Origin of the sequence: Streptomyces sp. NPDC093544, from assembly GCF_040683495.1 — a bacterium.
Classification (GTDB): domain Bacteria; phylum Actinomycetota; class Actinomycetes; order Streptomycetales; family Streptomycetaceae; genus Streptomyces.
Genome location: NZ_JBFBEA010000009.1, coordinates 93,822 through 106,226 on the forward strand (window position 1 = coordinate 93,822; position 12,405 = coordinate 106,226).

The window sequence follows — 12,405 nt, forward strand, 5'->3', positions numbered from 1 at the left end:
GAGGGCAAGGCCGTATGAATGATCTCCAACCGGCCGACTTCCGGTCCCTGACACAGGCCTTGAAGTACTGCGTGCTGCTCCACGACGCGAGGACGTACGACATCCTCTGGGCGAACCAGGCGGCCTGCGACCTGCTGGAGTGGACCGTCGACGAACTGAAGCCGCTCAAGGCCCCCGACATGAGCAAGAACGCCCGCCAGTACAGCCGCGAGCTGGGTCACCGCTGGCTCGGGCAGGCGGTCGAGGACGGTGTCAGCGCCACCGAGTGGTGCTACCGCTCCAAGAGCGGCGAGGAGATCCTGACCGAGGCCATCGCGATCCGCGTGGACCTGCCGTCCCGCCCCGTCGTGATGGTCCAGTTCCGCGACATCGCCGAGGAGAAGGCCGTCCGCCGCGACCTGTTCCGCACCGAGGGACGACTGCGCACCTTCCTCGGCAATCTGGCCGAGGGCATCGTCGTCCTCGACGACGACGGCGGTGTGGTCTTCGCGAGCGAGTCCGCCGCCAAGCTGCTCGCAGTCGACGTACCGGCCCTGCACGGCGCCGACTTCGCGGACTACTGCCGCGACGGCGCCGTCCCCGAGCGCGAGGGCCGCTACCGCCTGGGCGCACCCGGCGGCGAAGCCCGCTGGTACGCGGCCACCTGCCAGCACATCGACATCGAGAGCGATCTGCGCGGCCGGCTCGTGCTCTTCTACGACATCACCGACCGGGTGCGCGCCGAGGAGGAGCACCGCCGGGACACCCAGCACCTCAACCACCTCGCCCGCAACAACGCCATGGGCGACATGGCCATGGCGATCGCGCACGAGGTGAGCCAGCCGCTCGCCGCCGCGTACAACTTCGTGGAGGGAGCCCGCGGCCGGCTCGCCGCCGGCGACGAGTCCGTCGCCTGGGGACTGGACAACGCCGTACGGCAGATCGAGCGGGCCCGGCGAATCCTGGGCAGCCTGCGGCAGTACGTGGGCCGCCTGGAACAGTCCGAGCAGCTCACCGACCTCAACACGATCGTCGAGGACTGCGCCTACTTCATCGACGTCAGGGCTCAACAGCACGCCGTGGGCGTCGAGTTCGACCTCGCCGACGCGCCCCTCCCGGTGCGCTGCGAGAACGTTCTCATCGGGCAGGTCGTCATGAACCTCGCCTTCAACGCCATTGAGGAGATGGCAGGTTGGCCGCCGGGGGAGCGCAAGGTCGAACTCACCACGCGGCGGACAGCGGACGGAAACGCCGAACTCGCCGTCCGTGACCACGGCCGGGGCCTGCCGGCCGACCTTCCCGGCGACCGGATCTTCGACGGCGTCTTCACCGCGAAGGAGAACGGCAGCGGCATCGGCCTGGCCCTGAGCCACCGCATCATCACCCGCCACGGCGGCCATATCCACGCGACCGGCAACCAGCCGCAGGGAGCGGTCTTCCACTTCGCTCTCCCGCTCGCGCCGGCCCAGGCCACCTCGAAGGAAGCACATGCCTGACCAGGACATCCACGTGACCGCGCTGCGGGTCGAGCACCACAGGGAGCCGCTCGGGATCGGAGAGCCCCGCCCCCGACTCACCTGGCAGACCGCCACCACCCGTGCGGGCTGGACCCAGTCGGCGTACGAGATCCGACTCGCGGACGGTGAGCGGGAGCTGTACACCGCCCGTCGCCTGTCCGCGGACTCCGTCCTGGTGCCCTGGCCCGGCGACCCCCTGCGCTCGCGGCAACAAGTCGGCGTGTCCGTACGGGTATGGGGGCCGAAAGGCGCGGGCGCGAGCCCGTGGTCCGCGCCGCTGACTGTCGAGACCGGGCTGCTCGAACCGGCCGACTGGCAGGCCCGCTTCGTGTCACCGGCCTGGCCCGAGGCCATCGACCGGCAGGTCCCGCCACCCGTCCTGCGCGGCACCTTCCGGCTGCGCGCGCCCGTGGCGTCCGCCCGCCTCTACGCCACCAGCCACGGCCTGTACGAGGCCGAGATCAACGGTGTACGCGTCGGCGACCACGTTTTGGCCCCCGGCTGGACCCACTACACCGAGCGCCTGCGCCACCAGACGTACGACATCACCGAAGCACTGGACACGGGCAGCAACACGGTTGGCGTGCTGCTGGCCGACGGCTGGTTCCGCGGCCGGATCGGCTTCGGCGGCGGACGCCGCAACATCTACGGAGACCGGCTGGCCGCCCTCGTCCAGATCGAGGTGCGCTACGCCGACGGCACCACCGAGACCTTCGGCAGTGACTCGGGATGGCAGGCCGCGCACGGCTCGATCCTCACCTCCGGGATCTACGAGGGCGAGGAGTACGACGCGCGCCGGGTACCCGCCGAGTGGAGCCCGGTCGAGGTTCTGCCGTACGACCTGGCGCCGCTGGTCGCCCCGGACGGCCCGCCCGTACGCCGCACCGAAACGCTGGCCCCCGTCGACGTCCTCACCTCACCGTCCGGCCGTACGATCCTCGACTTCGGCCAGAACCTCGTCGGCCGCCTCCGCATCCGGGTCACCGGCGAGGCCGGACACGCCGTCACCCTGCGCCACGCCGAGGTGCTGGAGGACGGCGAACTCGCCATGCGCCCGCTGCGCGAGGCCCGCGCCACGGACACGTACACCCTGCGGGGCGATGCGGGCGGCGAGGAGTGGGAGCCGCGCTTCACCTTCCACGGCTTCCGCTACGCCGAAGTCACCGGCTGGCCGGGGGACATCGGCGACGGCGACATCCACGCCGTCGTCCTGCACACCGACATGCGCCGCACCGGCTGGTTCACCTGCTCCGATCCGCTGCTCAACCGCCTGCACGAGAACGTCGTGTGGGGCATGCGCGGCAACTTCGTCGACATCCCCACCGACTGCCCCCAGCGCGACGAACGCCTCGGCTGGACAGGCGACGTACAGATCTTCGCCCCAACCGCGACCTTCCTCTACGACTGCTCCGGCCTGCTGCGCTCCTGGCTGACCGACCTCGCCGCCCAGCAGTACCCGGACGGCCGGGTCCCGATGTACGTGCCCTTCTTCCCCGACCGCTTCCCCGAACTGCGCGCCGCCGCCTGGGGCGACGCGGCGGTCGTCGTGCCCTGGGTGATGTACGAGCGCTACGGCGATCTCGGCCTCCTCACCGCTCAGTACGACAGCATGAAGGCCTGGGTCGACGGCATCACCGCCGTGACCGGCGACCGGCACCTGTGGAACACCGACCGCCAACTCGGCGACTGGCTCGACCCCACAGCACCGCCCGACCGCCCCGGTGACGCCCGCACCGACAAACAGCTGGTCGCCACCGCCTACTACGCACACTCGGCCTCCCTGCTCGGCCGCACCGCCCAACTCCTCGGCAGGGACGACGATCACGCCCACTACACCAAGCTGGCCGAGGCGGTACGGGGCGCCTTCCGCGACGAGTACGTCACCCTGGACGGCCTCCTGACGAACGACGCCCAGACCGCGTACGCACTCGCCCTGCGCTTCGGCCTGCTCGCCGACGCCCATCGGGCTCAAGCCGGGCGCCGCCTCGCCGAACTCGTCCGCGAGGGCGGCTTCCACATCGGCACCGGCTTCGTCGGCACGCCGCTGATCTGCGACGCGCTGTGCGACGCGGGGGAGTACGACACGGCGTACCAACTGCTGCTCACGAAGACCTGCCCGTCGTGGCTCTACCCGGTCACCATGGGAGCCACCACCGTCTGGGAACGCTGGGACAGCATGCTGCCGGACGGCACGGTCAACCCCGGCGAGATGACCTCCTTCAACCACTACGCCCTCGGCGCGGTCGCCGACTGGCTGCACCGCACCGTCGCCGGGCTCGCCCCCGCGGCTCCCGGATACCGGCGCCTGCTGATCCGGCCCCGCCCCGGTGGCGGACTCACCCACGCCTCCGCCGCACACGAAACCTCGTACGGTCGCGCCGCCGTGTCCTGGTCTCTCATTGACGGCGTCCTGCGCGTGACGGTCACGGTCCCGCCCGGCACCACCGCGCTGATCGACCTGCCGGGCATGACGGAGCGCCCCGAAGTCGGCTCCGGCGAACACCGCTTCCTTACGGAGATGCCATGAACACCCGCTACCAGCGCGCGACCCTGATCGACGGAACCGGAGCCGCGCCCATACCGGACGCGGTCCTCGTCGTGGACGACGCCGGTGTCATCGTCTACGCGGGACCGGCGGCCACCGCGCCCCCGACACCGACGGCGGTGACGGTGGACCTGCGCGGACGCACCCTGCTCCCCGGCTTCTTCGACTGCCATACGCACCTGTGCATGACCCCGGGGCGCGGGCTCACCGCGGGCCTGACCACCGACCCGACGGTGGAGACCTTCGAGATCGCGCGGCGACTTCGCACGACCCTCGACGCGGGTGTCACGACGCTGCGAGACCTCGGCGGTCTGCCCGCGGGCTATCGCACCGCCGTCGAACGGGGCCTCGTCGAAGGCCCCCGGCTCCAGACCGCCGTCAAGGTCATCGGCCACACCGGTGGACACGCCGACTGTTCGCTGCCCGGAGGGGTGAACGCCGCCCCGCACCTGGCGGAGATCGCCGACACCGTCGACGAGGTACGCATCGCGGCCCGGCGCATGCTGCGTGACGGCGCGGACGTCATCAAGGTCTGCGCCACCGGCGGCATGGGCAGCCCGCACGACGACCCCGACGACGAGGGACTGACCCCCGACGAACTGAAGGCCGTCGTCGACGAGGCCCGACGGCATCGCGGGAAGGTGGTCGCAGCGCACGCCCAAGGCACCGCGGGCATCCGCAACGCTCTCCAGGCCGGTGTCACCAGCATCGAGCACGGCTACGGAATGACCGACGAACTGTGCGATCTGGCCCTGGAACGGGGAGCCGTCCTCGTCCCCACCCTCGCCACGGTCTTCGCCCCTCTCGACGAGGCCGCCATGCCCGACTACCACTTCCGTAAGAAGAGCCGCTGGGCCGGCGTCACGAAGGAGAACATCGCGCACGCCATCACTCGCGGCGTCCCGATCGCCCTCGGCACGGACGCCGGTGTCGTCGAACACGGCCGAAATCTGGGCGAGTTGTCGCATCTGGTGGAACTCGGCATGGACCCGCTGGCCGCCATCACCTCAGGCACGCTCAGCGCGGCCCGGCTCCTCGGGGTCGGCGACCGACTGGGCTCCCTGGAGGCGGGCAAGACCGCGGACTTCGTGGCGGTAGACCAAGACCCCTTGCGCGACATCGGCAGCCTTGGCCGGCCGGAGAATGTCGTACTCGTCGCCCAGGCGGGAGCGCTGCGCAAGAACCTCCTTTGAGCAAGGGGTCGGGAGAGCCGGGGGTAGCTGATCAGGCTGAGTACGGAGAACACGGAGAGCTCAGTCATGGTCTTTCGGCTGGGAATCGTCGTTGTCCAGCAAGCCCAGTTGGTGCAACCAGTTGTCGTCGAAGACCTTGGACAGATAGTTGCGGCCGGAATCGGGCAGCAGGACGACGACGAGGTCGTCGGGGCTCAGTTGGGCCGCCACCCGCAGTGCGGCGGCCACCGCGGTGCCGGCCGAGCCGCCGACCAGCAGTCCCTCCTCGCGGGCCAGACGCCGTGCGGTCAGCAGGGAGTCGCGGTCGCTGATCCGCTCGAACCGGTCGACGACCGTTGGGTGGTAGGACTCCGGCCAGGTGTCGTCGACAGTCTCAGGGTGGCGGAAGCGGCCGATGCTCTCCACGTAGTACGGGCTCCCGTCGCCGCCGGAGTAGAGCGAAGCCTCCGGGTCGGCGCCGACGACCGTCACCCGGTCGTCACTCACCTTCTTGAGGTATTCGCCGGTCCCGGTGATGGTGCCGCCGGTGCCGATGCCGCACACCAGATGGGTGATCCGTCCGTCGGTCTGCCGCCAGATCTCCGGTCCGGTGGTGCGGTAGTGAGCCTGCGGATTGGCCGGGTTGTCGTACTGGTTGGCCAGCCAGCCCCCCGGCGTCTCCTCGGCGATACGGACGGCCACGGAGTGCACATGGTCGGGATGCTCGCGCGGCACGTCCGACGGGCAGACGATGACCTCGGCGCCGTAGGCACGCAGTACGGCGATCTTCTCCGCGCTGCTCTTCTCCGGGATCGCGAAAATGCAACCGTAGCCGCGCTGCGCGGCGACCATGGCCAGGCCGACTCCCGTATTGCCCGAGGTGCCCTCGACAATGGTGCCGCCGGGCAACAGCAGCCCCGCCTCCTCGGCCGCTTCGACCATGGCCAGCGCGATGCGGTCCTTCACGCTGCCGCCGGGGTTGACGTACTCCAGCTTCACGTAGACCGGCGTGGACACCGCGTCGGTGACGCGGTTGAGTCGCACCAGTGGGGTGTTGCCGACCACGTCGGCCAGGGATGCGTGGACGTCCAAGGCTGTGCTCCTTGCGTCAGGCTGTGCCGCCGAATTCGGGATGTCCGCGCAGTGCCCGGGCCGCGCTGGGGTCCGACTTGAACGCGACGAGGCCGAGCAGTCAGGACTGACAGAGGGCGCTGGAGACGCGGTGCAGATCGACGTGCCGACGGGCCGCGAAACGCAGGCGGAAGAATGCCGCACAGTGCATGCCGACAACGCGCGGCGGGGCAATGGCCCCAGTGGCGGGCGGCTGGTACGGCATGGGCAGCGCGGTCCTTTTCGAGCGCGGAGGCATTGTCCGCTAGGGGCGATGCCCCGCAATTTACCAGCCCGAACAGCGGTACGGAGATCCATCTTTCGTCCGCGATCACCTTCACAGGGGAAGGCGGTGCCGTCGGCCTGCTCGGCTATGACCGCGTCTGCGTTTCGGTTCCGACCCGGACCGGCACACCGGCGCGGGGCGGCAGTTCGAGTCCGAGGTTCTCGCGCAGGGTGGTGCCGGTGTAGTCGTCGGCGACGATCTTCCGTTTCCGCAGCTCGTGCAGCAGACCGTTGACGACGAAGTCGTGCAGCCGCGGGTCCGCGAGGCCACCGAGCGAGATCACGTCCAGAACGCCTGCCCGGAACCGTTCCTCAATGGCGTCGGCGAGCTGCTCGGGTGTTCCCGCGACGGCCCAGTGGCCGGTGTCCTGGGCCGCGATGACGAGCTCCCGCAGTGTGTAACCCTGTCGCGCGTAGCCGGCGAAGATGTCGACTCGGCCGCGACGGCGGTTCACCGAAGCGATGTCGGGCAGCAGGCTCTCCGGCAGCGTTGCGTCGAGGGGGACGTCCGACAGGTCGACTCCGCCGCCGAGCATGTCGGCCACCTGGGCGCGCCCGCGTTCGAAGTCGATCGACTCGCGCTTCTCGCGTACGAGCCGCTGTGCTTCCTCCTCGGTGGCGCCGTAGGTGGCGTGGAACGAGCTGAAGATCAGCGGGAGTTCGCCGGCCCGTCCGTGTCGCTCGGCCTGGCCGCGGATCCTCCGGGTGAACTCCACGGCGATGTCGAAGGTGGGGAGCGAGGTGAAGACGATCTCGGCGTAGCGGGCGCCCAGGGCGGTCCCCGCTTCGGACTGCCCGGCCTGGATCTGCACCGGTCGCCGCTGCGGCAGCGGCGGAATGTTCAGCGGACCTGCCACGTCGAAGAACCGGCCGGAGTGGTGGATGGGGTGCACCCGCTTTCGGTGCAGCACCGCTTTGCCGTCCGCCCCGACGGTCAGCGCACCGGGTTCCCAGCTGTCCCACAGGGCGTTGACCACCTCCAGCGTCTCCGCGGCGCGCGCGTAGCGTTCCTCCGGGCTGGGCAGCTCGCCGGGTCCGAAGTTCTCCTCACCGATCGAGGAGGTCACCAGGTTCCAGGCGGCCCGGCCGTTGCTGACGTGATCGAGGGTTCCGAACAACCGGGCCAGGTTGAACGGGTGGTGGAAGGTGGTCGAGACCGTGGCGATCAGGCCGATCTGCGACGTCACCTGGCTCAGCGCCGAGACGAAGACCAGCGGTTCCTGCGACCCGATGGCGCCCTGGGCGCCGAAGCTGAGCAGGTCGGCGGTGAACAGTGCGTCGATCCGCGCGGCCTCGGCGAGCTTCGCCACCCGCACAGCGGTGTCCAGGGTGGATCGGGTGGGATCGATCGCCAGGTCATAGGTCTCCGATGTGCCGCCGGCACCGGTCACGGTCTTCAGCGTCCTGGGCCGCTTCGCGCTCACAACTCGTCCATTCTCACCGACGTCGGTGACATCTCGGGGGAGGATTCTTCAGGGCGAACGAACACCCAGGCATGCCGGATCAGGTCCGGCCAGGCACCACAGATGTGGGCGGGCCCGCGACACAGCGGCGCGTGGGCCCGCCAGGGGAAAGCCGGAGCGAATGGTCAGCGACAGAGCGCGGCGTGGGTGCGGCACAGGTCCACGTGCCGGCGCTTCGTCCGGACCGGCAGCAGGAACGCAGTTCCGGCCGGCCCGACGCACGATGCCCTCACGGTGACTCCCATCGGCCTTGCGTCAGCGTCAGGCAGCGCCGCGGATCGCGACGCGCAGTGATCGCGGCTTCGACGAGCCAGGTCACTCGGCCGTTCTTGGTGGTGCGGGATGAACGTACGTGGCAGCCGGGCCGCCTTGTCAAGAGCGCACCCGCGCCGCTCCGGGCTGCCCTCGGCCGAGGAATACGGCGGCGAAGTCGGAGCGATGGACCACCAGCACCTGCGAGGCCTTCATCGCTGTTACGAGGCCGCCACGAGGTTGTCATACACGAGCAGGAATGCCCGTCACGCGCCTGCCGGTTGCTCTGTGTATGACCATCGGAGTAACGCTCCCTCTCCAGGACCGGATCGACACCACGGTGCACCTCGCTCGGGAGGCTCACGAGGCCGGACTGCGCTCCGCGTGGTTCGGGCAGACCTTCGCGTACGACTCGCCCACGCTCGCCGCGATCGTCGGCCGCGAGGTGCCCGGGCTGCATGTCGGGACCGCCGCGATCCCCGTCTTCGGCCGCCATCCGCTGCTCATCTCCAGCCAGGCCCAGACGGCCCAGGCCGCCACCGGCGGCCGCTACCACCTCGGGCTCGCGCTCGGCACCAAGCACCTGACCGAGACGGCCTTCGGCATCCCGTACGAGCGCCCCATCGCCCTGCTCCGCGAGTTCCTCACCGCCCTGCGCCAACTCGTGGAAACAGGCACCGCCGACTTCCACGGAGAGTTGCTCACCGCCACCACACCCCTGCCGGCGACGGTGCCGGGCGCCGAACCACCGGTGCCGCTCCTGGTCGCCGCCATGGCGCCGCAGGCACTGCGCGCTTCCGGCGAACTCGCGGACGGGATCATCCCGCTCCTGGCCGGCCCGCGCGCCCTCGCCGAGCACCTCGTCCCGGCTGTCACCGCCGCGGCCGAGGCGGCGGGCCGGCCGGCGCCCCGGATCGTGGCCGTGGTGCCCGGCCTGGTCACCGCCGACGTCGAGGCGGTACGGGAGACCGCGACCAAGAGGCTCGCGTTCTATGAGCAGTTCCCTTCCTACCAACGTGTCATCGGGCTCTCCGGCGGCACCCGTGCCGCCGACCTGGCTGTTATCGGTGACGAGGAGACCGTCGCTGCCGAGGTGCGCCGGTACCGCGAGGCCGGGGCGACGGAGGTGGTGTTCACCGCCACGGACCTGGGCAGTGAGGCGGACCGGCGGCGTACCTGGAAACTGCTCGGAGAGCTTGCGAATGCCTGAGGCGCCCCGGTCGTCAGGCGCCGCCGGAGCCTGTGAGCCGGCCGTGTCGCTGTCGCATGCGCGTACATCTAATGGTCTTGACACCTTCCAGGGCCTACGACGTAGGTTGAAGTGATCGGTCCCGGACGGGTGGAGGCCCCGATGCGTGTACGTGGCGCCGCACCGCACGGTGCCGGCAAAGGTACGCGGCTGATCATCCGGCGGCACGTCGACTACTGCCGCACCGCCTCCGCCGTCTGTCCTTCCGCACGACCCTGACCCCCGTCGGCCCGTCGGGCCGACCGTCTCGTTGTGCCCTCGGAAGGAACCCCCATGTCCGGCCCCGCCCTGCGGCTCGCCGTCGAACTCGACGGCGACGGCGCCCATCCCGCGGCCTGGCGCCGCGCCGCCCACTCACCCGACCACCTGCTGAGCCCGCGCCGGGTGGCCGGCGTCGCCGCCGCCGCGGAGAATGCCGGGTTCACCCTGCTCACCCTGGAGGACGGCGTACTCCCGCCCGGCAGCGCGCCCGACGTGGTCGGCCGCATCGGCGCGGTGGAGCGGGTCGCGTTCCTCGCCGCGTCGACGAGCGTCATCGGCATCGCGCCGGTCGTCCCGGTCACCTATGCCGAACCCTTCCACGTCTCCAGCCAGTTGGCGTCCCTGGACCACATCTCGGTCGGGCGGGCCGGGTGGGTGGTGAGCGAGGAGGCCCGTCCAGACGCGGCCCGCGTCTGGGGTCGCCCCCTCGTCGACGGCGCCGCCGCCCGCGCCCGTGAGCCCCGCGACGGCGTCGAGACCGTGCGCGGCCTGTGGGACTCCTGGGAGGACGACGCGGTCATCCGCTCCGTGGCCACCAGCCGCTACCTCGACCGCGACCGGCTCCACTACGTCGACTTCACCGGTGAGACCTACGCCGTGAAGGGCCCCGCGATCGTGCCGCGTCCGCCCCAGGGGCAACTCGTCGTGTTCGGCCGGCCCGACCTCGTGCCTGTCGAGCAACTCGATGTCGCCCTCGTCGCGGGCCGCGATGTCGCCGAAGTCACCAGGGCCGCGGCCGCCGTGGGAACGCCGCGTACCTTCGCCGAGGTCGAGATCGCCCTCGACACCGCGGACGCCACGGCCGAGGAGCGCGTCGCCGACCTCGAACGGCATGCGCCCTGGACCGACCGCGGACGGCTGCGCCACATCGGCTCCGCCGCCGGACTCGCCGCGCTGCTGGGCCAGTTGAGGGGCGTTGTGGACGGCGTACGACTGCATCCGCTGGTGCTGGACGAGGACCTGCTGGAGCTGTCCCGGCTCGTGCTGCCCGACCTCTTCGAGCGGCGGCACGCTGTCCGCCCGCTGCCCGGCGCGTCCCTGCGCACCCACCTGGGCCTCGACCGTCCCGCCAACCGCTACGCCGCCGGTGCGGCGTTCGAGGCCCTTGAGGAGACCCGATGACCCGCACCGACCCCCTCGACGTCCCCCGTCCGGACGCCCAGCTCCACTTCGGCGTCTTCTTCCAGGGCGTCAACCACTGGACCATCTGGTCCGACCTGGCCAGCGGCAGTCAGATCGACCCGGCCAGCTACCGGCGTGTCGCCCAGACCGCCGAACGGGGCTTGTTCGACGCGTTCTTCCTGGGGGAGGGGCTGCGTCTGCGAGAGGTCGACGGCCGTATCCACGACCTCGACATCGCGGGGCGGCCGGACGCCATCACCCAGCTCGCCGCACTGGCCGCCGTCACCGACCGGATCGGCCTGGTCTCCACCTCCAACATCACCTTCAACGAACCCGCCGACCTCGCCCGCCGCCTGTCCGGTCTCGACCTTCTTTCCGAGGGCCGCGCGGGCTGGAACGTGGTGACGACCGACAACGCCTGGACCGGCGCCAACTTCCGCCGCGGCGGCTATCTCGACCACGCCGACCGCTACCGGCGCGCCGACGAGTTCCTCACCGTCGCTCGCGCGCTCTGGGACGGCTGGGAGAACGCGGCCGTCTCCGGTTCCCCGGGCGCCCCCGCCTGGGCGGCACCCGGCGCCGTTCGCCAAGTCCGGCACCAAGGGCCGCAGTTCGACGTCGACCTCGCGCCCACGCTGCCGCGCAGCGCCCAGGGTCACCCGGTGATCTTCCAGGCCGGCGACTCCGGCGAAGGCCGGGACTTCGGCGCCCGCAACGCCGACGTCATCTTCTCCAGGCACGGCGACGACTTCGACGACGCGCTCGCCTTCGCCGAGGACGTCAGGCGCCGCCTGCTGACCGTCGGCCGGCCCGACGACGACCTGCGCATCCTCCCGGGCACCGAGATCATCGTTGGTGTCACCGAGGAGGAGGCCTTGGAGAAGAAGCGATGGATCCGCCTCCAACAGGTCACCCCGGCAACCGCGTTGGGCATCGCCGGACTCCTGTGGGGCCTGGACCTCTCCGATCGTGATGCCGACGGGCCGCTGCCCAAGGAGGACCCGGTCGTCGCCGAGGACGACGGTTCCTTCGGCGCCCGGCGTATCGCCGACCCTCGCAAGGTGGTCGCCGAGTGGCGGGAGAAGGCCGACGCGAACGGCTGGTCGCTGCGGGAGACCGCCATCGCGCTCGGTCCCCAGCGCGGTCACGTCGGCACTCCGGCCGGCCTTGCGGACAAGTTCGCCCACTGGGTACGGCACGGCGCCGTCGACGGCTTCAACGTCACGCCCTACCTGATCCCCGACGGCCTCGACGATATCGTCGACCTGCTCGTCCCCGCACTGCAGGAACGCGGTATCTACCCCACCGAGTACACGGGTACGACTCTGCGCGAGCACCTGGCCCTGCGGGAACCCCTCACCCACCGCTCCACGACCGACCGACGCCAGGCCGGCTGACCCGCGCCTCCTCCGTCCGCGACGCCGGCCCACCCTTTCTTGTGGGTGGGCCG

The 12,405-nt window shown here is 70.9% G+C and carries 7 protein-coding genes and 1 pseudogene; 6 read left to right on the top strand and 2 right to left on the bottom strand.

Annotated elements, in window-relative coordinates; translation table 11 throughout:
• Positions 1-14: 14 nt before the first annotated feature.
• Genes AB0N66_RS15495 through AB0N66_RS15505 form a run of 3 tightly spaced genes read left to right on the top strand, consistent with a single transcriptional unit; the run spans position 15 to position 5,234 of the window.
• On the top strand, positions 15-1,475 hold the full coding sequence (locus AB0N66_RS15495; RefSeq protein ID WP_365433925.1) for an ATP-binding protein: 1,461 nt from the start codon (positions 15-17) through the stop codon (positions 1,473-1,475).
• Positions 1,468-4,023, top strand: a complete 2,556-nt coding sequence (locus AB0N66_RS15500; RefSeq protein WP_365433928.1) for a glycoside hydrolase family 78 protein — start codon at positions 1,468-1,470, stop codon at positions 4,021-4,023. The genes AB0N66_RS15495 and AB0N66_RS15500 overlap by 8 nt, the downstream gene beginning before the upstream one ends.
• On the top strand, positions 4,020-5,234 hold the full coding sequence (locus tag AB0N66_RS15505) for an amidohydrolase family protein (RefSeq protein WP_365433931.1): 1,215 nt from the start codon (positions 4,020-4,022) through the stop codon (positions 5,232-5,234). The genes AB0N66_RS15500 and AB0N66_RS15505 overlap by 4 nt, the downstream gene beginning before the upstream one ends.
• Positions 5,235-5,327: 93 nt before the next feature.
• Here the strand turns inward: AB0N66_RS15505 and AB0N66_RS15510 are convergent.
• Positions 5,328-6,305: pseudogene (locus tag AB0N66_RS15510) on the bottom strand (pyridoxal-phosphate dependent enzyme); the annotation flags it as partial.
• Positions 6,306-6,694: 389 nt separating this feature from the next.
• Complete coding sequence (locus tag AB0N66_RS15515; RefSeq protein ID WP_365433934.1) at positions 6,695-8,032, bottom strand: NtaA/DmoA family FMN-dependent monooxygenase; 1,338 nt, start codon at positions 8,030-8,032, stop codon at positions 6,695-6,697.
• Between the two features lie 583 nt (positions 8,033-8,615).
• On the opposite strand from AB0N66_RS15515, the gene AB0N66_RS15520 reads away from it, so the two are divergent.
• From AB0N66_RS15520 to AB0N66_RS15530, 3 genes are all read left to right on the top strand, one after another.
• Entirely contained in the window at positions 8,616-9,533 is a 918-nt protein-coding gene (locus AB0N66_RS15520; RefSeq protein WP_365433937.1) for an LLM class F420-dependent oxidoreductase, read from the top strand.
• A 312-nt stretch (positions 9,534-9,845) separates the two neighbouring features.
• On the top strand, positions 9,846-10,955 hold the full coding sequence (locus tag AB0N66_RS15525) for an LLM class flavin-dependent oxidoreductase (RefSeq protein WP_365433940.1): 1,110 nt from the start codon (positions 9,846-9,848) through the stop codon (positions 10,953-10,955).
• Entirely contained in the window at positions 10,952-12,352 is a 1,401-nt protein-coding gene (locus tag AB0N66_RS15530; protein ID WP_365433943.1) for an NtaA/DmoA family FMN-dependent monooxygenase, read from the top strand. Before AB0N66_RS15525 ends, AB0N66_RS15530 begins: the two co-directional genes overlap by 4 nt.
• Positions 12,353-12,405: the final 53 nt, after the last annotated feature.

Excerpts from the sequence above, each read along its gene's own strand:
- AB0N66_RS15500 (WP_365433928.1), top strand. The coding sequence starts at position 1,468 with ATGCCTGACCAGGACATCCACGTGACCGCGCTGCGGGTCGAGCACCAC.
- AB0N66_RS15525 (WP_365433940.1), top strand. The coding sequence starts at position 9,846 with ATGTCCGGCCCCGCCCTGCGGCTCGCCGTCGAACTCGACGGCGACGGC.
- AB0N66_RS15495 (WP_365433925.1), top strand. The coding sequence starts at position 15 with ATGAATGATCTCCAACCGGCCGACTTCCGGTCCCTGACACAGGCCTTG.
- AB0N66_RS15520 (WP_365433937.1), top strand. The coding sequence starts at position 8,616 with ATGACCATCGGAGTAACGCTCCCTCTCCAGGACCGGATCGACACCACG.
- AB0N66_RS15505 (WP_365433931.1), top strand. The coding sequence starts at position 4,020 with ATGAACACCCGCTACCAGCGCGCGACCCTGATCGACGGAACCGGAGCC.
- AB0N66_RS15530 (WP_365433943.1), top strand. The coding sequence starts at position 10,952 with ATGACCCGCACCGACCCCCTCGACGTCCCCCGTCCGGACGCCCAGCTC.